General features: G+C 72.9%; 25 protein-coding genes and 6 tRNA genes. 14 read left to right on the forward strand and 17 right to left on the reverse strand.

Annotated features, from left to right (window positions below):
• The first annotated feature begins 12 nt into the window (after positions 1-12).
• Positions 13-1062: a phosphotransferase family protein gene (locus VKZ81_RS29585; protein ID WP_324245017.1), complete on the forward strand. Its 1050-nt coding sequence runs from the start codon at positions 13-15 to the stop codon at positions 1060-1062.
• Here VKZ81_RS29585 and VKZ81_RS29590 read toward each other — a convergent pair whose 3' ends face one another.
• The gene (locus tag VKZ81_RS29590) at positions 1063-2433 is read right to left on the reverse strand and encodes a cytochrome P450 (RefSeq protein WP_324245018.1); all 1371 of its coding nucleotides are present in this window, start codon (positions 2431-2433) and stop codon (positions 1063-1065) included.
• A 90-nt stretch (positions 2434-2523) separates the two neighbouring features.
• Here VKZ81_RS29590 and VKZ81_RS29595 point away from each other — a divergent pair, with 90 nt between their 5' ends.
• Positions 2524-3375: a metallophosphoesterase family protein gene (locus VKZ81_RS29595; RefSeq protein WP_414709505.1), complete on the forward strand. Its 852-nt coding sequence runs from the start codon at positions 2524-2526 to the stop codon at positions 3373-3375.
• A gap of 1 nt (position 3376) precedes the next feature.
• On the opposite strand, the gene VKZ81_RS29600 is transcribed toward VKZ81_RS29595, so the two are convergent.
• Positions 3377-3631, reverse strand: coding sequence for a type B 50S ribosomal protein L31 (locus tag VKZ81_RS29600; protein WP_324245095.1), 255 nt, complete (start codon positions 3629-3631; stop codon positions 3377-3379).
• 173 nt (positions 3632-3804) lie between these two features.
• On the opposite strand from VKZ81_RS29600, the gene VKZ81_RS29605 reads away from it, so the two are divergent.
• A complete protein-coding gene (locus VKZ81_RS29605; RefSeq protein WP_324245020.1) occupies positions 3805-4380 on the forward strand; it encodes a hypothetical protein in 576 nt (191 codons plus the stop codon).
• Here the strand turns inward: VKZ81_RS29605 and VKZ81_RS29610 are convergent.
• Entirely contained in the window at positions 4377-4964 is a 588-nt protein-coding gene (locus VKZ81_RS29610; RefSeq protein WP_324245021.1) for a TetR/AcrR family transcriptional regulator, read from the reverse strand. The two genes, VKZ81_RS29605 and VKZ81_RS29610, sit on opposite strands and share 4 nt — an antisense overlap.
• A gap of 83 nt (positions 4965-5047) precedes the next feature.
• On the opposite strand from VKZ81_RS29610, the gene VKZ81_RS29615 reads away from it, so the two are divergent.
• Positions 5048-6100 carry an NAD(P)-dependent alcohol dehydrogenase gene (locus tag VKZ81_RS29615; protein ID WP_324245022.1) on the forward strand — a complete coding sequence of 351 codons (1053 nt, stop codon included), beginning with the start codon at positions 5048-5050 and terminating at the stop codon, positions 6098-6100.
• Positions 6101-6215: 115 nt separating this feature from the next.
• Entirely contained in the window at positions 6216-6968 is a 753-nt protein-coding gene (gene modA, locus VKZ81_RS29620) for a molybdate ABC transporter substrate-binding protein (protein WP_324245023.1), read from the forward strand.
• 9 nt (positions 6969-6977) lie between these two features.
• Here the strand turns inward: modA and VKZ81_RS29625 are convergent.
• Positions 6978-7052, reverse strand: a tRNA-Val gene (locus VKZ81_RS29625).
• A gap of 12 nt (positions 7053-7064) precedes the next feature.
• Positions 7065-7137, reverse strand: a tRNA-Gly gene (locus VKZ81_RS29630).
• A 158-nt stretch (positions 7138-7295) separates the two neighbouring features.
• On the opposite strand from VKZ81_RS29630, the gene VKZ81_RS29635 reads away from it, so the two are divergent.
• Together VKZ81_RS29635 and VKZ81_RS29640 are read left to right on the forward strand one after the other, a co-directional pair.
• Positions 7296-9179 (forward strand): alkyl/aryl-sulfatase, encoded by a 1884-nt coding sequence (locus VKZ81_RS29635; protein ID WP_324245024.1) that lies wholly within the window; start codon positions 7296-7298, stop codon positions 9177-9179.
• 19 nt (positions 9180-9198) lie between these two features.
• Complete coding sequence (locus VKZ81_RS29640) at positions 9199-9624, forward strand: DUF7144 family membrane protein (RefSeq protein ID WP_324245025.1); 426 nt, start codon at positions 9199-9201, stop codon at positions 9622-9624.
• A gap of 24 nt (positions 9625-9648) precedes the next feature.
• Here the strand turns inward: VKZ81_RS29640 and VKZ81_RS29645 are convergent, their stop codons facing one another.
• Positions 9649-10812, reverse strand: coding sequence for an AI-2E family transporter (locus VKZ81_RS29645; RefSeq protein ID WP_324245026.1), 1164 nt, complete (start codon positions 10810-10812; stop codon positions 9649-9651).
• Positions 10813-11139: 327 nt separating this feature from the next.
• Between VKZ81_RS29645 and VKZ81_RS29650 the strand changes: the two genes are divergently transcribed.
• Entirely contained in the window at positions 11140-12135 is a 996-nt protein-coding gene (locus VKZ81_RS29650; protein WP_324245027.1) for a DUF389 domain-containing protein, read from the forward strand.
• An 83-nt stretch (positions 12136-12218) separates the two neighbouring features.
• The gene (locus VKZ81_RS29655; protein WP_324245028.1) at positions 12219-12707 is read left to right on the forward strand and encodes a DUF1269 domain-containing protein; all 489 of its coding nucleotides are present in this window, start codon (positions 12219-12221) and stop codon (positions 12705-12707) included.
• 76 nt (positions 12708-12783) lie between these two features.
• Here the strand turns inward: VKZ81_RS29655 and VKZ81_RS29660 are convergent, their stop codons facing one another.
• The 8 genes from VKZ81_RS29660 to VKZ81_RS29695 form a co-directional block, all read right to left on the reverse strand.
• Positions 12784-13419, reverse strand: coding sequence for an HdeD family acid-resistance protein (locus VKZ81_RS29660; RefSeq protein ID WP_324245029.1), 636 nt, complete (start codon positions 13417-13419; stop codon positions 12784-12786).
• 113 nt (positions 13420-13532) lie between these two features.
• Positions 13533-16109, reverse strand: coding sequence for a winged helix-turn-helix domain-containing protein (locus tag VKZ81_RS29665; protein ID WP_324245030.1), 2577 nt, complete (start codon positions 16107-16109; stop codon positions 13533-13535).
• 461 nt (positions 16110-16570) lie between these two features.
• Positions 16571-16813: a DUF8691 family protein gene (locus tag VKZ81_RS29670; RefSeq protein WP_324245031.1), complete on the reverse strand. Its 243-nt coding sequence runs from the start codon at positions 16811-16813 to the stop codon at positions 16571-16573.
• Between the two features lie 101 nt (positions 16814-16914).
• The gene (locus tag VKZ81_RS29675) at positions 16915-17115 is read right to left on the reverse strand and encodes a DUF8691 family protein (protein WP_324245032.1); all 201 of its coding nucleotides are present in this window, start codon (positions 17113-17115) and stop codon (positions 16915-16917) included.
• A gap of 210 nt (positions 17116-17325) precedes the next feature.
• Positions 17326-17400, reverse strand: a tRNA-Val gene (locus VKZ81_RS29680).
• Position 17401: 1 nt separating this feature from the next.
• Positions 17402-17473 (reverse strand) — tRNA-Cys (locus VKZ81_RS29685).
• A gap of 76 nt (positions 17474-17549) precedes the next feature.
• Positions 17550-17622, reverse strand: a tRNA-Gly gene (locus tag VKZ81_RS29690).
• 105 nt (positions 17623-17727) lie between these two features.
• A complete protein-coding gene (locus VKZ81_RS29695) occupies positions 17728-18156 on the reverse strand; it encodes an SsgA family sporulation/cell division regulator (RefSeq protein ID WP_324245033.1) in 429 nt (142 codons plus the stop codon).
• Positions 18157-18475: 319 nt separating this feature from the next.
• On the opposite strand from VKZ81_RS29695, the gene VKZ81_RS29700 reads away from it, so the two are divergent.
• Positions 18476-18958: a TIGR02611 family protein gene (locus VKZ81_RS29700; protein WP_324245034.1), complete on the forward strand. Its 483-nt coding sequence runs from the start codon at positions 18476-18478 to the stop codon at positions 18956-18958.
• A gap of 132 nt (positions 18959-19090) precedes the next feature.
• A tRNA-Val gene (locus VKZ81_RS29705) sits at positions 19091-19162 on the forward strand.
• A gap of 133 nt (positions 19163-19295) precedes the next feature.
• Here VKZ81_RS29705 and VKZ81_RS29710 read toward each other — a convergent pair.
• The 3 genes from VKZ81_RS29710 to VKZ81_RS29720 all read right to left on the reverse strand — a co-directional run bounded on the left by VKZ81_RS29710 (position 19296) and on the right by VKZ81_RS29720 (position 21966).
• On the reverse strand, positions 19296-20195 hold the full coding sequence (locus VKZ81_RS29710; protein ID WP_324245035.1) for an enoyl-CoA hydratase: 900 nt from the start codon (positions 20193-20195) through the stop codon (positions 19296-19298).
• A gap of 116 nt (positions 20196-20311) precedes the next feature.
• Positions 20312-20908 carry an NAD(P)H-dependent oxidoreductase gene (locus tag VKZ81_RS29715; protein WP_324245036.1) on the reverse strand — a complete coding sequence of 199 codons (597 nt, stop codon included), beginning with the start codon at positions 20906-20908 and terminating at the stop codon, positions 20312-20314.
• Complete coding sequence (locus VKZ81_RS29720; RefSeq protein WP_324245037.1) at positions 20905-21966, reverse strand: LLM class flavin-dependent oxidoreductase; 1062 nt, start codon at positions 21964-21966, stop codon at positions 20905-20907. Before VKZ81_RS29720 ends, VKZ81_RS29715 begins: the two co-directional genes overlap by 4 nt.
• A 234-nt stretch (positions 21967-22200) precedes the next feature.
• Here VKZ81_RS29720 and VKZ81_RS29725 point away from each other — a divergent pair, with 234 nt between their 5' ends.
• The 3 genes from VKZ81_RS29725 to VKZ81_RS29735 all read left to right on the forward strand — a co-directional run bounded on the left by VKZ81_RS29725 (position 22201) and on the right by VKZ81_RS29735 (position 24338).
• Entirely contained in the window at positions 22201-22737 is a 537-nt protein-coding gene (locus VKZ81_RS29725) for a MarR family winged helix-turn-helix transcriptional regulator (RefSeq protein ID WP_324245038.1), read from the forward strand.
• A gap of 59 nt (positions 22738-22796) precedes the next feature.
• A complete protein-coding gene (locus VKZ81_RS29730) occupies positions 22797-23696 on the forward strand; it encodes an RNA methyltransferase (RefSeq protein WP_324245039.1) in 900 nt (299 codons plus the stop codon).
• Between the two features lie 138 nt (positions 23697-23834).
• The gene (locus VKZ81_RS29735) at positions 23835-24338 is read left to right on the forward strand and encodes a VOC family protein (protein ID WP_324245040.1); all 504 of its coding nucleotides are present in this window, start codon (positions 23835-23837) and stop codon (positions 24336-24338) included.

Genomic DNA, 24338 nt, shown 5'->3' on the forward strand with positions numbered 1-24338 from the left:
GTGGGGCGCGCCATGGACGACGCCGTCGCGCCCGGTCCCCTCACCGATTGGCTGCGCCGCGAGGTGCCGCAGGTGGCCGTCGGCGACGGTCCGGTGGCGGTCGAACCCATCTCCGGTGGCCACTCCAACCTCACCTACCGGCTCACCGACGCGGTGGGCCGCCGGTTCGCGCTGCGCCGTCCACCCACCGGGATGGTGCTCGCCACCGCGCACGACATGGGTCGGGAGTGGCGGTTCATCACCGCGCTCGCGCCCACCGCGGTGCCGGTGCCCCCGCCGGTCGCGTTCTGCGCCGATCCGGACGTGATCGGCGCGCCGTTCTACCTCACCGCGTACATCGACGGCGACGTGCTCGGCGACGTGGCGGCGGGCCACCGGCTCGCGCCCGCGGCGCGCCGCGCGGCGGGCCTGCACCTGATCGACGTCCTGGCGGACCTGCACGCCGTCGACCCGGACGCGGCGGGCCTCGCCGACCTGCGCCGCCCGGGCCGCTACCTGGAGCGCCAGCTGCGCCGCTGGCACCGGCAGGTGCACGCCTCGGCCGTGCCGGACCTCTCGGTGATCGACGCCGCGCACGCCCGGCTCGTCGAACGCGTCCGCGAGCTGCCCGAGCCGGGGGAGGGCATCACCCACGGCGACTACCGGCCCGGCAACCTCGCCTTCGGCCCCGACGGCCGGGTCCGCGCCGTGTTCGACTGGGAGCTCGCCGCCATCGGGGACCCGCTCGCCGACCTCGGCTGGCTGCTCGCCTCGTGGGGCCGCCCGGGCGACGAGGTGCCGCCCACCATCCCGGGGCCCAGCCTCGTCGAGGGCTACCCGGACCGCGGCGAGCTCGTCGCGCGCTACGCCGAGCGCTCGGGCCGCGATCTCGCGGCGCTGGCCGAGGAGCTCGAGGTCTACATCGCCTTCGCCCGGTGGCGGTCGGCGTGCATCAGCGCGGGCGTCTACACCCGCTACGCCGCCGGCGTGATGGGCGGCCGGGGCGAGGCCGACGGCGGCGCCGCCCGCCTCGCCTCCCTGCAGGCCCAGGCCGAGGCCGCCCTCGCCGCGCTGGGCGGCTGACTAGGACGAGACCGTGGCGGGGGACAGGCGTACCGGCATCGACGCGTAGCCGCGCAGCACCCGGGTGGGGCGCCGCCGCGGCGGGCCGGCGAGCGCGAGGTCGGGGAAGCGGTCGAACAGGGCCCGAAGGCCGACCTCGCCCTCCATCCGCGCGAGCGCGGCGCCCAGGCAGAAGTGCGGCCCGCTGGAGAAGGCGAGGTGGTCGCCCGCGTTGGCGCGGGTGACGTCGAACCGATCCGGGTCGGGGAAGACGGCCGGGTCGCGGTTGGCGCCGCCGAGCAGCAGGACGACGAACTGGCCCGCGCGGAACCGTTCCCCGGCCGCCTCGGTGTCGCGCTGGGCGATCCGGCCCGTGCGCTGGACGGGGGAGTCGTAGCGCAGGATCTCGTCGACCGCGCGCGGCCACAGCTGCGGCTCGGCGCGCAGCGCGGCGAGCTGGTCGGGGTGGGCGGTGAGCAGCCCGACGCCGTTGCCGATGAGGTTCACCGTGGTCTCGAAGCCCGCGGCGAGCAGGAGCATCGCGATGTTGATCAGCTCGTCCTCGGTGAGCTTGCCCTCGTCGGCGTGGGCGTGCACGAGCGCGGAGAGGATGTTGTCACCCGGGTTGCGCCGCAGGTGGTCGAGGTGGTTCTCCATCCAGTTCTGCAGGGCCGCGAGGTCCCGCTCGGACCGGCGGAACTGGGCGAAGCTCAGGCCGGCGTCCAGCGACAGCGCCGCCCCTTCGCCCCAGTGCAGGAACTGCCTGCGCATCTCGACCGGGGCGCCGAGCATCTCGGCGATGACGGTGGCGGGCAGCAGGCTCGCGTAGTCCTCGATCACGTCCGCGGACGGGCCCTTCGCCGCCATCGCGTCGAGCAGCTCGGTGGCGATCTCCTCGGTGCGCGACCGCAGCCCGGCCACCGCCTTCGCGCTGAACGCCCTGGCGACGAGCTTGCGGTAGCGGGTGTGGTCGGGCGGGTCGGTGGCCAGCATGGACGGCGGCTCCACCGGTCCGTGCGGCCCGCGGCCACCCGCGGCCACCGCGAGGCGCAGGAACGCCGGGGCGCGCCCGCTCGGGCCGCCGACCACCCCGAAGTCGGGGCTGCGCAGGATCGCCGTGGCGAGGTCGTGGTGGGCGGTGTTGAGCACCACCCCGTTGTCGACCAGGCGGCCCATCGCGCGGACCGTGGCGTAGGCCGGGAACGGGTCGGCGACGTAGTCGGCGTCGAGCACCAGACGGGCCGTCACGTCGCCCGCCTCGCGGCGCTTGCCCAGCGTCCGCCGGACGAACCCGTGCCGCACGCCCCACCGGATCGCCTGGCGCACCGGCGCCACGGCGTCCACCAGGGTGTTCCGCACGGTGTTGACCACGGTGTCGACCACGGTGCTCACCACGACCTCCCGCTCGTCGCCCCGCGACCGAAGTTACCGCCGGTAAGTCGATCCTGGCCACCCTGATCGGCGTCGGGTACGACTGTGGGGGTGAGCGATCCCCGGCTCGTGGCCGTCAGCGACCTGCACGTGCGCTACCCCGACAACCGCGCGGTCGTCGAGTCGTTGCGCCCGACCGGCGACGGGGACTGGCTGATCGTGGCGGGCGACGTCGCCGAGCGGGTGGAGGACGTCACCTGGGCGCTCGGCCTGCTGCGGGAGCGGTTCGCCCGGGTGCTGTGGGTGCCGGGCAACCACGAGCTGTGGACGCGCGGGAAGGATCCGGTGCAGCTGCGCGGCGTGCAGCGCTACGAGGCGCTCGTCCGGGCCTGCCGCGAGCTCGACGTGCTCACCCCGGAGGACCCGTTCCCGGTCTGGGACGGCCCGGGCGGCCCGGCCACGGTCGCGCCGCTGTTCGTGCTCTACGACTACTCGTTCCTCCCGGCGGGCACCACGACCAGCCAGGAGGGCCTCGCCGCCGCGTACGCCGCCGGCGTGGTGTGCACCGACGAGCACCTGCTGCACCCGGACCCGTACCCGGACCGGGCGGCGTGGTGCGCGGCCCGGATCGAGGAGTCGCAGCGCAGGCTCGACGCCTGCGACCCGGACCTGCCGACCGTGCTCGTCAACCACTGGCCGCTCACCCGCCACCCGACCCGGGTGCTGCGCCGCCCCGAGTTCGCGCTCTGGTGCGGCACGACGCGCACCGCCGACTGGCACGTGCGCTACCGCGCGGCCGCCGTCGTGTACGGGCACCTGCACATCCCGCGGGTGACCTGGGAGGACGGCGTGCGCTTCGTCGAGGCGTCGCTGGGCTACCCGCGCGAGTGGCAGCCGCGCGACGCCCGCAACGGCACGGTCGTCACGCAGCTGCTGCCGCGCCAGGTGCTCCCCGCGCCGTAGCTCAGGCGCGGGTGCGGCCGCCGTAGCGGCGGCGGAACTTCTCCACCTGACCGGCCGAGTCCAGCACGCGCTGGGCGCCTGACCAGTACGGGTGCGAGTAGGCCGTGACGTCCATCCGGACCAGCGGGTAGGTGTTGCCGTCCGCCCAGGTGATCGTCTCGTTGGACGTCGCCGTGGAACGGGTGAGGAACGCCTGCCCGGTGGACCGGTCCTGGTAGACGACGGGCCCGTAGGCGGGGTGGATGTCGCGACGCATGGCGACCTCCTGCATCGGCTGTGCTTCTCGGACCCCTGCCAAACGACAACGATTGTCGTTGTATTCCGGTGGTCGGGGGGTGGGGGACCGCCGACGGCGCGCGGGGTGCCGCCGAGCGACTGCGGCGGCGCTTCCCGGCACACCGGCGCGACCGTGACGCAGGATCGGGCCCCGTGACGCGTTCCGCCCTGTTCCGGATGATCTTCGGCCTGCTCTGCGGGCTCGTCCTGGTCGGTGCCACCGCCTGCGGCGGTGCAGAGCCGGAGTCGGCCGCCGATCCCTCGCCCGCCCCGTCCGCGGCGGCCGACGGCCCCGACGGCGGGCACGACGGCGGGCACGGTGGTGCGCACGGCAGCGGGCACGGCGGCCACGGCGGCCCGGCGCCTGCGCTCTTCGCCGTGCAGACCGGACCGCTCGGCGTCGTCGTCACCGACGGGTCGGGTCGGCTCGTGTACCGCTCGGACGCCGACAGCGCCGACCCGCCCACGTCGAACTGCGTCGACGAGTGCGCGCAGACCTGGATCCCCGTCACCGCCCCCGCGGACCAGGAGCTGGAGCTCGCGGGCGTCAAACGGGACCTCGTCGGCCGGCTGCAGCGCCCGGACGGCAGCTCCCAGCTCACGCTGGCCGGATGGCCGCTCTACTACCACCGCGACGACGACGGCACGCTCACCGACGCCGGGCACAACGGCGAGGGCGGCACGTGGTTCGTCGTCACGCCGAAGGGGGAGAAGGCGAGCCCGGCCTAGCGGTCGGTCTCCGGCGCCCCGGCGCGCAGCCCGGCGAGGTGGATCCGGGCGAAGCGGCGCCAGGCGTCCGGTTCGCTCTCCGCGGTGGCGCCGACGACCGCGCGGATCGCGACGATGAGCGCCTCGACGTCCCGGCCGGTCGTGCCGGGGGCGAGGACGCCCGCCTCGACGGCCCTGCGGGTGAGCCGCTCGACCTTCTCCATGATCCGCCGGCTCACCTCCTCGCTGGTGACGCGTTCGGTGAGGGCGGCCGCGTAGCGCCGCTTCTCGGCGTTGAAGGCCCCGACGAAGTCGATGAAGCGGTCCAGGCCGCGGGCGGGGTCGGGGTCGGCGAGCGCGTCCGCGGCCGCCGCGTCCATCTCCTCGACGAACAGCCGGGCGATGGCGTCGAGGAGGTCCTCCTTGCCCGCGAACCTGCGGTAGATCGTGCCGACGCCGAGCCCGGCGCGGGCCGCGATCGACTCCATGCTCGCCTGTGGCCCCTGTTCGGCGAAGACCGCGCGTGCCGCGTCGATGATGATCGCGTCGTTGCGCAGCGCGTCCCGTCGTGGACGGCGGGTGGTGCCGGAGGCGGGCGGCGACATGATCCCAGGGTACCGAAGCGGAACCTGCATTCACTTTCGGTGCTAAGGTGAATCCATATTCCGCTTCGACGAGAGGATCTCCCGTGAGGACCACCACCGGTTGGCAGAGCCTGGAGCCCGGGTCCACGAACCTGACGCGCGTCGGCATCGAGCGGCGGGACCTGCGTCCCGACGACGTCGCCGTGCGGGTCGACCACTGCGGTGTGTGCCACAGCGACTTGCGCCGTCTCCAGGGGCTGCTCGGAGAGACGCACCTCGTCCCCGGGCACGAGGCGACCGGCGTCGTGACCGCCGTCGGCCCCGCGGTCACCCGGCTCGCCGTCGGGGACCGGGTCGCCATCGGCACGATCGTCGACTCCTGCGGCGAGTGCGCCATGTGCCGGGTCGGCCAGGAGAACTACTGCTACGAGCGTCCGACCAGCACCTACGGCGGCACCGACCGCGTCGACGGGTCGACGACGCTCGGCGCCTACAGCCGCGAGTACGTGCTCCGCGAGGCGTTCGCGTTCCCCCTGCCCGACGGGCTCGACCCGGCCGCGGCGGCGCCGCTCATGTGCGCCGGGGTCAGCGTCTGGGAGCCGCTGCGCGCCGCGGGCGTCGGCCCCGGCAGCCGGGTCGCCGTGGCCGGGCTGGGCGGCCTGGGGCACCTCGCGGTGAAGTTCGCGGCCGCGTTGGGGGCCGAGGTCACCGTGCTCACCCGCAGCCCTGCGAAGGAACGGGACGCCCTCGCCCTCGGCGCCACCGACGTCCTCGTCACCACCGACGACGCCCAGGTGGCCGCGGCGCGGGGTTGCTTCGACCTCATCGCCGACACCATCCCCGACGACCACGACCTGACCCCGCTGCTCGGGATGCTCGGCCTCGACGGCACCCTGTCCGTCCTGGGCAACCCGGTGCAGGCGGGGCCCCCGGTGATGACCCTCACCGCGGGGCGCAAGAAGCTCAGCTCCTCCGGTACCGGGGGCCGGCGCCACACCGTCGAGATGCTCGGGTTCTGCGCCGAGCGCGGCATCACCGCCGATGTCGAGGTGCTGCCCTCGAGCGAGGTCGGCACTGCGCTGAAACGGCTCGCCGCGGGGGACGTCCGCTACCGGTTCGTGCTCGACCTGTCCGACCTCGACGCGCCGGCCGCGTGACCTCGTCCCGGTTGCAGTTGCGCGCACATGTGCCGCTGAGATATGCAGATGCGGACTGATTCGCGGTGGCTACGCCGCGGATGCGGATCTGTGTCGGGTGTGAGGGAGGCCGGTGGTGGGGACGCGACTGCGGGTGCTGCTCGCCGGCGTGGGGGTGGCGCTGCTGGCCGGGTGCGGCGCGGACGGGGGTGCGCCGCGGGTACTGAACGTCTTCGCGGCCGCGTCGCTCACCGACGCGTTCACGGCGGTGGGGGCGCGGTTCGAGGCGGACAACCCGGGCGTGGAGGTGCGGTTGAACTCGGCCGGGTCGTCCGATCTGGCGCAGCAGATCGTGAACGGTGCGCCGGCGGACGTGTTCGCGGCCGCGAACGAGTCGACGATGAAGACGGTCGCGGACGCGGGCCTGGTCGACGGGCAGCCGACGGTGTTCGCCACGAACGTGCTGCAGATCGCGACCCCGCCCGGGAACCCGAAGGGGGTGGCGTCGTTCGCCGACCTGGCCCGCCCGGACGTGGCGGTGGTGGTGTGCGCGCCGCAGGTGCCGTGCGGGGCGGCCACCGAGCGGATCGAGCAGGCGACCGGGGTGGCGTTGTCGCCGGTGAGCGAGGAGCCGGACGTGCGGTCGGTGCTCGGGAAGGTCTCGACCGGCGACGCGGACGCGGGCCTGGTGTACGTCACCGACGTGCGGTCGGCGCGCGGTTCGGTCGAGGGGGTGAGCTTCCCCGAGTCGGACCGGGCGGTGAACAGCTACCCGATCGCGGCGTTGACCGACGCACCGGAGCCGGAGCTCGCGCGGTCGTTCGTCGAGCTGGTGACCGGGGAGTTCGGCCGGGAGGCCCTCGAGGACGCCGGTTTCGGCGCGCCGTGATCAGCGCGGTGGTGGGCGATACTGGGATTGAACCAGTGACCTCTTCCGTGTCAAGGAAGCGCTCTCCCACTGAGCTAATCGCCCGAGGTCTCCGCGAGCGGACGACGGGACTCGAACCCGCGACCCTCACCTTGGCAAGGTGATGCGCTACCAACTGCGCTACGTCCGCGTGTGCAGCCTTCCGCTGCGACGGGTGCAGTTTACCCGGTCGCCGTGTGGGTCAAGATCGCGGGTCGGCGAGGCCGGGTCACTCGTGACGGGCGAGGCACCGCGGGCGGGGGGTCCCTAGCGTCGAGCGCCACCGTTCCGAGGAGGAGAGGTGGCACCGTGTCCAACGACCCCACGCCCGCCACGGTGGCGGCCAACCGCGCCGTCCGGGAGTACTTGCCCTTCGCCGACGACGCGGACTTCGCGCAGGCCGAGCGGGGGCTGATCGGGACCGAGGCGCACCTGGCGGTGAGGGACGGGAACGGCGGCGTCGTGTGGGACCTCGACCGGTGGGCCTTCCTCACCGGTGACGCGCCGGACTCGGTCAACCCGAGCCTGTGGCGGCAGGCGCGGCTCAACGCGATCCACGGGCTGTTCCGGGTCGTCGACGGCGTGTACCAGGTGCGCGGCTACGACCTGTCGGTGATGTCGGTGATCGAGGGCGACACCGGCTACATCGTCGTGGACCCGTTGATCTCGGCCGAGACCGCGGCGGCGGCGATGGCGCTGGTGCGCGAGCTCCTCGGTGACCGGCCGGTCGTCGCCGTGGTGCACACCCACAGCCACGTCGACCACTACGGCGGGGTGCGGGGCGTGGTCGCCGACGAGGACGCGGGCGAGGTTCGCATCGTCGTGCCGCACGGGTTCTTCGAGCACGCGATCAGCGAGAACGTGATGGCGGGCACCGCGATGTCGCGCCGCGCCAGCTACATGTACGGCAACCTGCTGCCGAAGGACCCGACGGGAACGGTGGGCGGCGGGCTGGGCAAGGGCACCTCGGCGGGCAGCATCGGGCTGCTCCCGCCCACCGACGTCATCCGCGAGACCGGCGAGACCCTGACGGTCGACGGCGTCGAGCTCGTCTTCCAGGACACGCCCGGTGCCGAGGCACCGGCCGAGTTCTGCTTCTACCTGCCCCGCTACACGGCCCTGTGCATGGCCGAGATCGCCTCGCACACGCTGCACAACTGCTACACGCTGCGCGGCGCCGAGGTCCGCAACGCGCTGCTGTGGTCGAAGTACCTCGGCCAGGCGGTCGAGCTGTTCGGGGACGATGCCGAGGTCGTGTTCGCCAGCCACCACTGGCCGACCTGGGGCAACGCCGAGGTCCGGGAGTACCTCACCTCGCAGCGGGACCTGTACCGCTACATCCACGACGAGACCCTCCGGCTGGCCAACCACGGCTACGTGTCGGAGGAGATCGCCGAGATGGTGCGGCTGCCGGATTCACTGGCCACGCAGTTCGCCAACCGCGGCTACTACGGCACGCTCAGCCACAACGTGAAGGCCCAGTACCAGCTCTACCTCGGCTGGTTCGACGGCAACCCGGCCAACCTCGAGCCGCTGCCCCCCGTGGAAACCGCGACCCGCCGGGTCGCCTACATGGGCGGCGCCGACGCCGTGCTCGAACGGGCCCGCGCCGACTTCGACCGCGGCGACTACCGTTGGGTCGCCCAGGTCGTCAACGACGTCGTCTTCGCCGACCCCGACAACACCGTGGCCCGCGAACTGCAGGCCGACGCCCTCGAACAGCTCGGCTACCAGGCCGAGTCGGGGCCGTGGCGCAACTTCTACCTGTCCGGCGCGCAGGAGCTGCGCCACGGCGTGCGGCCGCTGCCCACACCCGTGACCGCCTCACCCGACACCGTTCGCGGGATGTCGCTGGAGATGTACTTCGACTACCTCGCGGTGCGCCTCAACGGGCCGGCGGCCGCGGACGAGGAGCTGCGGTTCACCGCGACGTTCAGCGACCTCGACGTCACCTACGACCTCGTCGTGGCCAACGGCGTGCTCAACCACGCGAAGGGCCGCGGCGACCCGGGCGCGGACGCCGTGCTGACGCTCACGCGCACCGCGCTCGACGACGTCACGCTCGGCGTGGCCACGCTCGACGAGAAGGTCGACAAGGGCGAGATCGCGATCGACGGTGACCGGGCCGCGTTCACCCGCTTCCTCGGCCTCCTCGACACGTTCGAGTTCTGGTTCGACATCGTCACGCCCTGACCCGAGTGGAGAAGACGCCATGAGCACGACCCGCCCCCAGCCCGCCGACCGCACCTCGGCCGCGGTGTCCGGTCCGTGGGTGACCGGGCTCGCCCTGTTCGCCGGGATCCTGATGGTGGTGCTCGGGATCTACCACGCGCTCGGCGGCATCGCCGCGATCATCGGGGACCGGCTCTACGTCACCACGCCCGACTACACCTACACGCTCGACATCACCGGCTGGGGCTGGATCCACCTGGTGCTCGGCGTGCTCATCGCCGTCGTCGGCGGTGGCGTCGTGACCGGTCGGGCGTGGGGTCGGGCCGTCGGGGTCCTCGTCGCGGCCCTCAGCATGGTCGCGAACTTCATGTTCATCCCGTACTACCCGATCTGGTCGGTCGTGATGATCGCGCTCTGCGTGGCGGTCATCTGGGCGCTGGCGGTGTGGGACCCCTCCTCCTCCTGAGCTCCGCACCCGAGCACGCGCGACTCACCCGGTGGATCGGTTGCCCTCGACCGGCTTCGCGTACGGGAACCCGCGTCGGGGTGGGGGCGTCGGCCGCGGGTCGTCGTCGGGCGCCTCCGGGGCCCCCATGGTCACCAGCGACGTCATCCACCGCGTGTGCGGGTCGATGTCGAGCAGCAGCGCCTTCGTGAGCAGGGTCAGCGGGATGGCCAGCAACGCGCCGAGCGGACCGATGATCCACGCCCAGATCACCAACGACAGGAACGTCAGCGTCAGCGACATGTCCACGGCGTCCCCGACGAACTTCGGTTGGATCACCGACTGGATCACGAAGTTGATGACGATGTAGACCACGATCACCAGCAGCATCAGGCGCGGGCCGCCCTCGAGCAGTGCGAGCAGGGCCGGTGGCACCAGCCCGATGACGAAGCCGATGTTCGGGATGTAGTTGGTGATGAAGGCCAGCAGCCCCCACAGCACCGCGAGCGGGATGCCCATCCACCACAGTGCGATCCCGTCGAACACCGCGACGATCAGGCCGAAGACCGTCGATACGACCAGGTAGCTGCGGGTGCCGCGCGCGAAGGAGGAGAACGCCGCGGCGACGTCCGGGCGTGCCCATCCGACCGCGCGCATGCGCGCGGGGAAGCTCGCAGCGTCCAACCCCATGAACAGCAGGACGGCGAGGATGAACACGAGGTTGGAGAACGCGCCTGCCAGGCCGAGCAGCGCTTCGGCGAGCATCCCCGCGACCGCTGAGAAGTCGACCCGGCCGAGGGCGGTGCGCACCTGGTCGGCCCCGACGCCCAGCCCGCCCAGCCACGCCACGAGGTCCTGGACCAGGCCCGCGAACCGGTCCTGGTAGCTGGGCAGCAGCGTCGCCAGCTGCGCGATCGACAGCGCCAGCGACGCGGCGAGCCCCAGCACGATCACGAAGACGGACAGCAGCGACACCGTCACCGCCGCCCACCTCGGCGCGCCGGCGCGGTGCAGCCGGTTCGTCAAGGGGTGGACGGCCACGGTCAGCATCAGCGCGAGGAAGACCGGCCCGAGGATCTCGGCGAACGCGCGCAACCCGGCGATGACGACGACCATCGCGGCGAGCGCGAGCAGCACGATCAGGCCGCGGGGCAGGGGCCAGCGGGGAGCCGGCGGTGCGGCGGCGGCCGGCTCGGTCGAGGTGGTCACGGTCGCATGCTCCGCGCCCGTGGCGGTCCGGCACGTCATCCCCCGCAGATGACGCAGCCCGCCGTGCGGCGGCGCGTCGGCGGCGGGCGTCCCGGCCCGGACCGTGGGAGCGGGACGGTCGCGGGGCGGCCTCCCCCGTCGCGGGGGATGTGGCGTTCCCACCGCTCTCGCCGGCCTCGGGCCGACGACGCGGGCGGCGGGTTCACCGCCGTTCCCGGCTGCGTGCGGACCTCGTGGGAGGGCCGGGCGCCAACGGTCGACGACGCCCGCCGCGTCACCCCCGACGGGGGAGGTGAGGGGCGGTCCCCGCCGGGGAGGCTCGCGACCGTGACCGCGGCGGAGGCGGGCGTGACGGGCGCCGACGTCGACCGGATGGCCGGCCGGCTCTTCGTCGAGACCCCCGGGCAGCGCTCGGCGTTCTGGGTGCTGCTCGTGCTGGCGGCGGTCATCGCGGGTGCGGGGGTGGTGGCCGATTCGACGGCCACCGTGATCGGCGCGATGATCGTGGCCCCGCTGATGACCCCGATCCTCGGCGCCGCGTTCGCGCTCGTGCTCGCCGACGCGCGCCGGGTGACCACGAGCACCCTGCTCGTCGTCGGCGGCGCCGTCGCCGTCGTCGCGATCGGGTACGCGCTCGGCCTGCTCGTCCCCGAACCGCTGGTCGCAGAGACGAACTCGCAGATCGCCGGGCGGGTCGCGCCCAGGTTGATCGACCTCGTCGCCGCCCTCGCCACGGGCGTGGTGGGAGCGTTCGCCCTGGTGCGCTCCGACGTCTCCGACACCCTGCCCGGGGTGGCGATCGCGATCTCGCTGGTCCCGCCGCTGGCGGTGGTCGGGCTGACCCTGGAGTCGGGGGCGCCCGGCCAGGCCGCGGGCGCGCTGCTGCTGTTCGCCACGAACGTCACCGCGATCATCGCCACCGGCACGGTCGTCCTGATCGGCTACCGGGTGCGCGCCGCCGCCATCGCCGCGGGCCGGCCCGTCGGGCAGCTGCGCGCCCGGACCGTGGCCGTCGTCGGGTCGCTCGTCCTCGTCGTGGCGGTGCCGCTCGGGATCGGCAGCTACCGGGTCTTCCGCGACCACGTGATCGTCGCGACCGCCCGGCCCGTGGCGGAGGGGTGGGCCGCGAGCCGGTCGTGGGCCGTCGTCGGGGTGACGCTCCAGGAAGGGGTCCTGCAGGTGACCGCCACCGGGCCGCCGCCGGACGCGGACGGTGCGGCGCTGCGCCGAGCGCTGGACGAGGCGGGGCTCGAGGACCTGCCGGTACGCCTCTCCTCGGTCTTCGGGGGGTCGCACGACCTCCCGGTGCAGCAGCCCGGATAGCCGGGTCATCTGCGAGGGGTGACGCGGGGGCGGCCGAACGGCGGACACGCTCGGGTCACCTGATGGACATCGGAGGAGATGACATGGCCACCCTGAGCGTCTGGAAGTTCGACAGCGAGACCGGCGCCGACGATGCCGTCCGGACGCTGGAGGACCTCGCGAGGCAAGAGCTGATCACGATCCACGACGCGGCGACGGTGTCCTGGGCGTCCGACGCCAGGAAGCCGAAGACACGGCAGCTCCACAACCTCGCCGGCGCCGGCGCGCTCGGCGGCATGTTCTGGGGCCTGCTGTTCGGGCTCATCTTCTTCGTCCCGCTGCTCGGCGCCGCGGTGGGCGCCGCCACCGGCGCCCTCAGCGGTGCCCTCACCGACGTCGGCATCGACGACGACTTCATCAAACAGACCCGCGACCAGGTCACCCCGGGCACGTCCGCCCTGTTCCTCATGTCGTCGGGCGCGGTCATGGACAAGGTCCAGGACGCCTTCGCCGGGCAGGCCAAGCCCCAGCTGATCTCGACCAACCTGTCCCACGACCAGGAGGAGGCGCTGCGCTCGACGTTCGCCGAGTGAGATCCGGACCGCCGGGTGCCGGACCGCGTTCGCCCCGCTCAGCGGTAGGTGATCCGGCCCCCGGACCGGCCCGCGACTACGGCCGTGCCGCCCGTTCGGCCCCCGGCGCCGCCCCGTCCGTCGCGCCGGCCGCCGCCGCGGCGGCGCCGTGGCGCCCGACCACGAGCCCCCGGACCACGAGGACGACGCCGACCACGACCAGCACGGTCCCGAACAGCCAGGTCAGGACGATCAGGCTGGTGCCGGGGTAGACGAGCACGACGGCCCCGCCGATCACCGACAGTACCCCGGCGGCGATCCCCCAGCCGCGCGCCGCACCCCGCTCCGAGCTCGCCGCGTCCACCACCCCGGCGATACCCTGCAGAACCCACAACGCCCCGATCATCAGCCCCAGCACGAGGGCCGTCTGCAGCGTCGCCCGCAGGCACAACAACCCGACCAGGACCGACAGCGCCCCGAGCAGCACCGACAGCACGCGCCCCCCGCCTCCCCGGCCCGCCCCGAACGCCGACACCAGCTGCAGCACCCCGGCGACGATCAGTTGCACGGCGAACAGCCACGCGATGACCGCGACCGTCGCGCCCGGCCACGCGAGGACGAGTACGCCGATGAGGACGCTCAGCGCGCCGCCGCCGAGCTGCAGGGCCGGTGACTCGGCGAACCCCGCGAGGTCCCGCACCCCGGCCGGCGCGTCGGACGGGTCTGCGCCCATGGCTCCTCCTGGATCAGTCGGTTCCCCGAGCCGGCGAGCGTCCTCCACGGCGCGGGTGCCCGCCTCGCCCGCGCCGGATGACCTCGGACCCCAGGGCCGGCCGGGTGCGGGCGTCACGGACGGGCGGTGGTCGCGAGCAGGCCGTTCTCGTAGGCCGCGCGCACCGCCAGCCGCCTGCTGCTGACGCCGAGCTTGGTGTAGATCGACCGCACGTGGGTCTTGACGGTGTGCACCGAGACCATGAGGTCGTCGGCGATCTCATCCAGTGACAGCATCGACGGGAGCAACCCGAGCACGGTGAGCTCCCGTTCGCTGAGCATCGCCTGCCGCTGCTGCATGCCACGCCCCGCGGTGAGCGCGTGCTCGGCGAACCCGTTCGAGGCGCCGAAGGTGCCCAGCTGGTGCACCAGCAGCTCCCGGACCCCCGAGCCGGCGTACGCGAAGGGCCGAACCGCTTCGAGCGGCTCCGCGAGGCGGAGCGAGCACCGCACCGCCCGGCGGGCGGCGGGCCGGTCCCCGTGCCCGACGGCGAGCGAGGCTTCGAGGAGCCACGCGTCGACGGGGGTGTGCGGGACGACGGCTGCCACCTCGTCGCCCAGTACCGGTCGAAGGACCGACCGAGCCTGCTCGAGCCGCCCGCTCGCTGCGATCAGCCACGCCTGCATCACCAGGAGCTCCGCGTTCTCGCCGGCGCGGTCGGCGAACCACCCGCAGACCGTTCGCGCCGCCGTGGAGTGACCGAGTAGCAGCGCCGCGCGGAACTCGAGCATCGCGAGCGCACCGGCTTGTCGCGCTGTCGACGGGTGATCGCCGAGGTCGGTTCGCGTCTGCTGCAGTTCCGCGAGGCCGTCGGCCCGGTCACCGCGGTCGAACGCGGCGGCGCCGCGGATGCCGCGCAGCATGCAGGACAGCTGGGGGGACGACCCCGCGGCGCGGAGGTCCAGCCCTTCCGATGCGAGGCGTTCGGCAGCGGCGGTCTCCGCGCGCATCAGCGCGGCATAGGCCAGCATCGCCGTGGCAGCGCCGGACCACGACGTGTCCGTCCACCCGTGCTCGGCCGCGGCCGCTCGGGCCCGGTGGCTCGTGGTCCGCATGGTCTGCAGGTCGCCCGCCACACCCGCGACGGCGGCCAGGAGGCTGAGGCTCTGCATCGTCAGGTACTCGAAGCCGTGGGACCGGCTCAGCTCCAACGCGGCTTCGAGCTCGTCGCGCGCTCCGTCGAGGTCGTCCTGGGCCAGTCGGGCCGTGCCGCGACTCAGGTGCGCGAGGGCCTCCAGCTCGGGCTCGGCGGGCAGTTCGTGGGGTTCGTCGTCACCCGAGACGTCGAACGAGGCGGCGGCCGGGACGTCGGGGGCGGACGGGAGCGGGGCGTCCGCCGTGGCGCTGAACTGCTCGGCCACCGCGCGCAGCACCGCGAGGCCCGCTTCGTCGTGGGCGGGCCAGGACCGCCGAGCGCGGCCCAGGGCCTCACGAGCGACGACGTGCTCACCGGCCTCGAGGTGGGTGAGCGCCGACGTCAGGGCGAGCCACGGGTCGGCGTCGACGGCTGGGGTGCCGGCGGCGGCGAGCGCACGTCGCAGCGGCCCGTGGTCCCCGGCGACGATCAGCGCAACCGAGAACCGGTGCAACAGCTCCGGCAGCAGGTCGGGATCCTCGCCCTGCGCCGCGTGCTCGAGCGCGGGAACGGGTTCGGCCCTACCGGCCCACCACCTGGCGGCGGTCTGGTGCAGCTCGGCCTCCCGTTCCGCGCCGTGCCTGCGCAGATCCGCCCGCAGGTACGTCCGCAGCAGCTGCTGGAGGCGGTAGGAGTCGCGGGGGCCGCCGCACGACGAGAGCAGGGCGGAGCTGTGCTCGAGCTGGTCGAGCAGGTGGCCGGCGTCCTGCCGGCCGGACAGCTCGGCAGCGAGCTGGGTGGGGACGGGCTGGCTGATGCTGATCACCCGCAGGAAGTCCTGCACGTCGTCGGGGAGCCCGGAGAGAACCTCGTCCACGAGGTAGTCGGCGACGCTGCGCTCGTCGCCGGAGAAGCGGTCGACGAAGCCCTCCGGATCGGGGGAGGCCATGGCGCCGGACGCGGCCAGGCGCAGACCGGCCGCCCACCCCCCGGTCTGCCGGTGCAGGGCGTCGACCGCGGCGCGCGTGAGGTGGAGCCCCGACCCCTCCAGGAGCGCCTGCGTCTCCGAACGCGTGAACCGCAGCTGCGCCGCCCGCAGTTCGCACAACCGGCCGGCGAGGCGCAGCCGCGGGAGCGACAGGGGAGGGTCGGAGCGGCTGGAGAGCACGAGCTGCACGCCGGGGCAGCGGTTGCGGATGAGGATCTGCAGGCCGTGCAGCACGTCGGGGTCGGTCAGCTCGTGGACGTCGTCGAGCACCAGCCGGATCGGTCGGGGGAGCGCCATGAGCGCGTCCACGAGCTCGCCGAGGAATTCCGGCTGGGCGTCGGGTCGCCAGGCCCGGGGCTGGGGCAGGCGGCCGGTGCTCGGGACCTCCGCGCGCGCCGCCACCGAGCCGACGACCGACGCCCACAGCCGCCTCGGGTCGTTGTCGTCGCGGTCGAGGCTCACCCAGGCCGTGTCGGTCGAGGTGTCGGTCCGTGCCCAGTCCGACAGCAGCGAGGTCTTGCCGTACCCGGCCGGGGCGCAGACCAGCACGACCTCGGCGGGACGGGCCGCCCGGAGGTGCCCGATCAATTCGGTCCGCGCGACGAGATCGGGCGTATTCGGAGGAATTCCGATCTTGGCGTTCGAAACGAACGTCACGGCGATCGCCTCCCGGTCGGGGCCTCGTGTCGACACGATCACCGCGTTCGCCGTCCGACAGATCTTGAAAACGGTCGACCGAGGCGTGATCGCTCCGTGGTGGCGCGAACACGACAGGGTATCGATGCTGGTAGCGGGTGTCCACCGGAGCAGAAACCGGGCGGAGGTGGGAGCCGTGTGATCGTCGCGCGCTGCTCATTCCGGGTGCGGTGCAACCGGGGGAAGGAATGCGTGCTCAAGCAATTGGTATTTGATGCGGCATCCGCCGACGGAATCGGTCGTTCGCCACGTCGGGGCGGTCGTCTCGCTCGCGGGGGTGAGGTGGCCGCCGTTCGCGACCAGCGGTGGCCGGGTGGCGCTGGTCGCAACGGGGGACGGCCGGGGAGGGGACGTCACGGACGCCGAGCAGGCGGACCTGCCCCGCCCGTGCGGTGGGGCAGCCGTTGCACGGAGACCACCTGCAACCCCAGGGCGTCGCAGAGCGCGAGCAGATCACGCAGTCCGGACGGCTCCGACACCTCCCCGAACACGATCGTCTGCGGCGGGACGGAGCGGACGTCCATCGGGCGGAGGGCGCTTCGGGCTCGCTCGGAGAGGTGGCCGTTCAGCCGGACCTCGTAGCGCGCAGGATCCATGGTCGACCTCGCCTCCTCCCGCTCCACCGGGGCCGGCCGGGAAGTCAAGCGCCGCCCGTCGAAGCGGGCATCGCTCCGCGCAGGTGAACTCGTCGGGGTGCTCACTCCGGGATGGGGTGCGCCGACACGACGGTGACCCCGAGCGCCTGGAGCTGGACGATGATGCCGTGCAGGTGCGACTCGTCGACCACTTCGCCGTCGAGGACGGTCTCCGGTGGGACCTCGGTGATCCGCATCGCCCCGATGGCGGTCCTGGCCTCCTGCGTCAACCGGCCTTCTACTCGGAACTCGTAGCGCGTCATCCTCGGACCTCTTCCGTGTCGAGGCGGTGCGTCCGCGCGCGGGCACGACCGGTGGGCAGGGCGACGCTCCCGGGAGGGCCGGTGGCGGGCATCACCCGTGATGGACGAGCGGCCGGAGGGCTCCCGGGAGCGCGGAGACGGCGGGCCGGATCGAGCACGAAAAAAAAGATCAGCCCCGGCGTCGGCCGGGGCTGATCTCGTTCACTCCAGTGGTGGGCGATACTGGGATTGAACCAGTGACCTCTTCCGTGTCAAGGAAGCGCTCTCCCACTGAGCTAATCGCCCGAGGCGGAGGCGGGAATCGAACCCGCGTACAGGGCTTTGCAGGCCCTTGCCTAAGCCACTCGGCCACTCCGCCGGAGCCTGGATCCTCGTCCTGGAGAGGTCCGTGGATTTCGATCCTTGGAGGTCCGACGGGACCCGTGGTTCCTCCGAGCGGACGACGGGACTCGAACCCGCGACCCTCACCTTGGCAAGGTGATGCGCTACCAACTGCGCTACGTCCGCGTGTGCAGCGTTTCCGCTGCGGTGATGAGAGAACCTTAGCGCAGGCCCCGAGGGGGGTTCAAACCACCCCCCTCGTTCCGCGCGGAGGGCCTCTGACCTGCGGTTTCAGTCGCGCGCGGGGTCGTTGAGGAGATCGGCCAGCGCCACGTCGAAGTCGAGCCAGTCGTACTCCCGCCCGGCCGGCACGGCGTGGTAGGTCCGCTGCAGGAAGTCGCCCAGCGTCTGCGCGCAGGTCGTGAAGACGGCGTGCCCGGACGGCGAGGACAGCTCGAGCTGGACCTTGCCCGGGTGCAGCGGCATCGGCCGCACCTGGACGTCACCCGTCCCCGCGGGGGCGATCAGTCCGTCGTGGAGGAGATCGCGGGCGAAGACCCACTCGACGGCGGTCGTGGAACCGGTCCGGAACGAGGCCTTGACGGCGTAGGGGTCCCGGCTGCTGTAGGTCAGTTCGACGTTGACGGGCACCGCCGGGGCGTCCGGACCGATCAGTTCGAACACCGCCGGTGAGCAGATGACCGTGTGCTCGTCGCGCATCGTGCGTCCTCTTTCTGGTCCCGCGTGGTTCGTCATGCGGGAAAACGACCGTCCGTGGATGGCGTGACGGGTGCGTGGTCCAAGTCCCCTCGACGCGGGCCATCGGTCACCCTGACGGCGCAGTCAGCCACGATGAGCGGTCCCGCTCGTGCGATCTGCGGTACGGCGACGGCACGGAGAGTGCGAACCGGGGTGAACGTCGCCTGAACGGCGGAACGCGGCCCTCCGCGGTCCCCGTCCCGCGTCGGGCCGCGGCGGTACTCTGGGCCCGCAGACGTGACGAGCATCGCGTGGCGTTCCAGCCGCGTGCCCGCGAGAGATGAGTGGCGATCTGAGCAGCACCGAGAGCGAGGAACAGCAGGTCGGCGGCCTCCGCAAGGCCGTGGACCGGCTGGTGGCCGGATACAAGCGGTTCCGCTCCGGGATCGCCCGCAACCCGGTCACCGACCTGACCTACCGCGCCGTCGTCGGCGTCGTCGGCGTCGCGATCGTGATCTTCGGCATCATCGCGCTGCCCGCCCCCGGCCCCGGTTGGGCGATCATCTTCCTCGGTCTCGGCGTCCTCGCCGCCGAGTTCGAGGGCGCGCGGCGGTTCCTGGTCTGGGTTCGGGCGAAGTACCAGGCGTGGGCCGACTGGCTCGCGCGCCAGCGGCGGGTCGTCCAGCTGCTCGTGCTGACCGGCATCCTGCTCCTCGTCGCCGTCTGCGCCTGGTTCGTGGGCGCGTTCGCGCTGGTCGGCGCGTTCCTGCACCTCGAGTGGAGCTGGCTGAGCTCGCCGGTCTCCACCTACTTCGGCCTCTAGGCCCGTGATGATCATCACGCGGCTGGTCTTCGCCCGACGCCGGCCAGGTCAGGGGCCTGCCGGGGTGTGCAGGGGAGAGGGCGGGGTGGTTGCTCGCGGCCGACGGGGGCCATGTAAAGTGCTTCCCAGCAAGGGCGATTAGCTCAGGGGGAGAGCGCTTCGTTCACACCGAAGAGGTCACTGGTTCGATCCCAGTATCGCCCACTCGCACGAGACCCCCTCTGACCCACACGGGCAGAGGGGGTCTCGCGTTTCGCGGGGCAGTGGGGGAGCGCCGGATCGGGCTCCGGTGCCCGACGTGGCGCCCGCGTCCGCAGCGGGTCGGGCAGCACGGTTTTCAGGTGTCTTCTTCCTGCTGCTCCCAGTCCTCCGGCAGTTCCCAGATGTCGGCGACCAGTGGGAAGCCGGCGGGGTCGAGGTAGGCGCCGTCGTGCACGATGCGGCTGTGGGCGTGGCCGAGCGTGTGCAGGTTGAAGGCTGCCTGCACCGCGTTCCACTGGCCCTGGATCTCCAAGGTCTGGTTCACGGCCTTCTTGGCCATCTTCAGCCCGGCGGTGGGGCGGGCTGCGATCCGCTCGGCGAGCGCCAGCGTCGTCGACTCCAGGTCCGCCCGGGGGACGACCCGGCTGACCATGCCCAGCCCCGCGGCCTCCTGGGCCGTGAGGGTCTCGCCGGTGAACAGCAGTTCCTTCGCTCGGCGGGCACCGAACTCCCAGGGGTGCATGAACAGCTCGACGGCGCCGATGCCGAACGCGGTGACCGGGTCGGCGAAGCGCGCGTCCTCGCTGGCCACGATCAGGTCGGCCGGCCACATGATCATCATGCCGCCGGCGAAGACCCGCCCCTGGACCGCGGCGATGGTCGGCTTGGGGAAGTTGCGCCAGCGCCAGTGCAGCTGCAGGAAGATCTCGTTCTCCCAGGCCATGTCGCCCTCGACGCCGCCGAGGCCGAGGCCGCCCTCGAGCGTGACCTGGTCCATCCCGTCGGTGCTGAACAGCGTCTCGACGTCGTGCCCGATCGAGAAGTCGTCGCCCTCGGCGGCGAGCACGAACACGGAGATCGAGTCGTCGGCCGCGGCGCGCCGGTAGGCGGCGTCGAGCTGGTAGAGGAGGTGGACGTCCTGCAGGTTGCCCTTCTCGGGCCGGGTGAGCGTCGCGCGGGCGACCCGGGCGACGGGCACGTCGTAGGTCACGCGGCCACCGAGGTCTACCGGCTGGGGCGGGGTGTTGTCGGTCATCGTCGTTCGTCCCTTCGGACAGTTGTGGGTACAGCGCTTGTCGGATGTGGCCGTGGCGTCGTCCTCGGTGGGGGCGCGCGCAGAGCGCGGTCTCGTGGAGGTCGCCGAAGACGGGGTCAGGCGGCCGGTGTCGTCCTGGTGCCGGTGGCGCGGGCCCGCAGGAGGTCCGCCACGTCGGTGAGGCCCATCTCGATGCGCCCGTGCACGCGGGGGTTGAGCAGCAGCGTGCCGTCGAAGTCCCCGGCGGACGCGAAGATCGCGACGGGCACGGTCAACGCCTGGAAGAAGGCGAACAGGGGCCGCAGGGCGTGGTCCAGGACGAGCGCGTGGTGGTCGCCCCCGCCCGTCGCCGCCAGGAGGACCGGCTTGTTGGCGAGCGCGTACTGCTCGACGAGGTCGAAGAAGTGCTTGAACATGCCGGGGTAGGACCCGCGGAACACCGGGGTCGCCGCGATCAGCAGGTCGGCCTGTTCGGCGAGCCGGAGCGCGGCCTCGACCTCCGGCGTGACGTCGTCGCGCTCGAGCGCCCCGGTGAACCCCGGGCCGAGGCCGTACACGTCGATCCGGGAGCTCTCCACGGGGAGCATCCCCGCGAGCGTCTCGAGGATGACGTCGACGAGACCCATGGTCCTGGACGGCCGGCTGGGGCTGCCGTTGACGACGACGACCCGCAGCGCGGGTCCGGCATCGACGACCGGCGCGGTGGCGGTCATGCCGCGCCCCGTCCACGCGCGGCGATCTCGCGGCGCACGACCGGCGCCACCTCGGTGCCGAGCCGCTCGATGCCCTCGAGGTGCTCGGTCTGCGGCATCCCGCCGAACCCCGTGTGGAACAGGGCGCGGGTCAGGCCGTACAGCTCGTGGTAGGTGAGGAGTTTGTCGATGATCTCCTGCGGGCTGCCCACCAGCAGGCCCGCCCCCGGCGAGGTCTGTGCCTCGAACGCAGCCCTGGGCAGCGGGAAACCCCGGCCGCGCTGGTGGTTGTTGTCGAACATGCCCTTGGCGAAGTAGGGGTACATGGCGTCCCTGGCCTGCTGGCTGGTGCGCCCGACGTGGCCGTGCGCGTTGATGCTGATCTGCAGGCCGTCCACGTCGTGCCCCGCCTTCGCGGCGGCGTCCCGGTAGAGCGCCACGGTCTGCTCGTGCGAGGTGATCGGGCCCATCAGCAGGGCCATCGCCATGGGCAGGCCGAGGCGGCCGGTGCTGATGGCCGACGCGGGCGACCCGCCGACCCCCACCCAGATCGGGATCGTGGCGCCGTCGGCGCGGGGCGCGATGTCGGCGTCGACCAGCGGGCTGCGGAAGCGTCCCTCCCAGGTGAGCGGGTTCTGCTCGCGGATCCTGAGGAGCAGGTCGAGCTTCTCCCGGAAGAGGTCGGCGTAGTCGCGTAGGTCGTACCCGAACAGGGGGAAGGACTCCGTGTACGAGCCGCGACCGGCGATGATCTCGGCCCGGCCGGCCGAGAGCAGGTCGATCGTCGCGAACTGCTCCCACACCCGGACCGGGTCGTCCGAGCTGAGCACGGTGACCGAGCTCGTCAGCTTGATGCGCTTCGTGCGTTCCGCGGCGGCGGCCAGCAGGATCGCAGGCGCTGACCCGACGAAGTCGCTGCGGTGGTGCTCACCCACGCCGAACACGTCGAGTCCCACCTCGTCGGCGGCCTGCGCGAGCTCGATCGTCTCGCGTGCGCGCTGCCGCGGGGTCGGCAGGATCCCGGTGACCGGGTCCTGGGTGATCTCACCGAAGGTGATGACGCCGATCTCGAATGCCATTTCCGGTCCTCTCCGACGTCGGTGGCCCACGCCTCCGACGGCTGGTCGGCCCCCTGGTCCGCCGGCCGCCCGACGGTCGGCCCCAGGCAGGGTACGACCGCAAAAACCTGTCTGCGCAGACAGATATTCCGCGCCCTGACCAGTGTGGTCGGTCACGTCGGAGGCCGTGCCGGATGCCTGCGCAGACAGGTGTCGGCCGTGGTCGTGGTGGAGCGGTCCGGTTACCGTGCGCCCATGGCGACCGACGACCTGCGAGACCTCGAGAACGAGGCGTGGAGCGGGTTCCTGTACACCCACGATCGGCTCTGGCGCACGCTGGAGGCGGGGCTCGCCGAGTTGAACGTCAGCATGGGCGAGTACAGCGTGATGGCGCTGCTGTACGCCGCCGGCCCGAAGGGCATGCGGATGACCGACCTCGCCAAGCGCCGCGTCATGTCCACGGGTGGGTTCACCCGGCTCGCCGACCGGCTCGAGCGACGCGGGTTGATCGAGCGCAGACCGTCGGCCGTCGACGGCCGGAGTTTCGAAGCGACCTTGACCCCCAAGGGGCGGGCGCTCATGCGCAAGGCGCGGCGCCGGCATCACAGCGATCTGCGTGCGCTCTTCTTCGACCGCCTCGACGACGACCAGCTCCGTTGCCTGACCAGGATCTGGGCCGACCTCGACCCGTCCGCCGACACCAGCCGTGGTGAGGACGCAAGGGCGGACGTGGAGCAGCGCTGCGGCCCTGAGCAGGACGGACGCGCGGCGTCCCGGCCCGGCTGCCCGTAGGCCTGCACCGAGCCGGGGTGATGCGGCCGGCGGATGATCGGGCGAGGAGACTGGGGCCCGTGCCCGCACGCCGCAACCATGGTGAGGAGACCCGTCCCCGCATCCGCGATGGCCGCCCGCGGGGACGCGGCCCGATCGGCGGCGCGCTGCGGATCTCGCGGCCGAACGCGCGGTTCCAGCAGTGGGAGGCGCTGCTGCGGAGCCGGAACAAGCGGCAGCGGGCGGGCGAGTTCCTGGTGCAGGGCGTCCGGCCGATCACCATGGCGGTGGAGCGCGGCTGGCCGGTGCGGGCGCTGATCCACGACGCCGACCGACCGCTGTCGCGGTGGGCCGTCGGGATCCTGGCGAGCGCCCGCGGCGAACGCGTCGCCATGGCCCCCGAACTGCTGCGCGAGCTGAGCGGCAAGGACGAGGAGGTCCCCGAGCTGCTGGCGGTGCTCGAGCTGCCGCCCGACGAGCTGTCCCGCATCCCGGTCGCGCCGTCGTTCCTCGGAGTGGTCTTCGACCGGCCGACCAGCCCGGGCAACATCGGCACGATCGTGCGGTCGGTGGACGCCTTCGGCGGTGCCGGTCTCGTCGTCACCGGGCACGCCGCCGATCCCTACGACCCCAAGGCCGTGCGCGCCTCCACCGGGTCGCTGATGGCGGTGCCGGTGGTCCGGGTCCCGTCCCACCGCGAGGTGCTGGAGTGGGTCGAACGGGAGCGGGCGGCCGGCCGGCCGCTGACGATCGTCGGCACCGACGAGAACGGCGCCGCCGACATCGCCGACGTCGACCTGACCGGGCCCACGCTGCTGGTGATCGGCAACGAGACCGCCGGGTTGAGCGCGGGCTGGAGGCAGAGCTGCGACACGATCGCGCGGATCCCGATCGGCGGTGCGGCGAGCTCGCTCAACGCCGCCACCGCCGCCACCGTCGCCCTGTACGAGGCCACCCGCCAACGCGGCGGCCCGCCGTAGTGGCGCGTCCGCTCCCGGCGATCACGATCACCCCGGGAGTCGGGCCCCACCGGTGGAGGTGGTGCCGGGCACCGGCCGCGGGCCGACCCGTGATCACAACGGTCAGCAACTGACCGGTAGGCCGGTCAGGGTGGGTTCATGGACAGCGAGATCCTGCTCCCTCACCACTCCGTCCCCGGCGGGGTCGCCGTGCTCAACCCGTTCGTGGTCGTCGACGACGCCGCCGGCCTGATCACCTTCGTGTCCGAGGTCTTCGGCGTCGCCGAGACGACCGAGGCCAGAACGCCCATGCCGGACGGCAAGCTGATCCACGCCGAGCTCAAGCTCGGCACCGTCGCCCTGATGGTGGCCGACCGCCTCGACGGGTGGCCGTCGCGACCCGCACTGCTGCAGGTGTGGGTGCGCGACGTGGCGACGGTGCTGGAGCGGGCCACCGCCCGCGGCGCCACCACGATCACCGAACCGACGCCGTTCTACGGCGAGACGACGCTCGGCCGCATCCTCGACCCCTGGCAGAACATCTGGTGGCTGTGGGCACCCGCGCCTGGGCAGCCGGACCCGACGCCCCACTGGGACGGCGGTTCGGACGTGATCTTCTCCACGCTGGACCGGGCGCTGCGGTCGCTGGCGACGCGCAGCTGA

Source organism: Pseudonocardia sp. (assembly GCF_035305885.1).
Lineage (GTDB): Bacteria > Actinomycetota > Actinomycetes > Mycobacteriales > Pseudonocardiaceae > Pseudonocardia.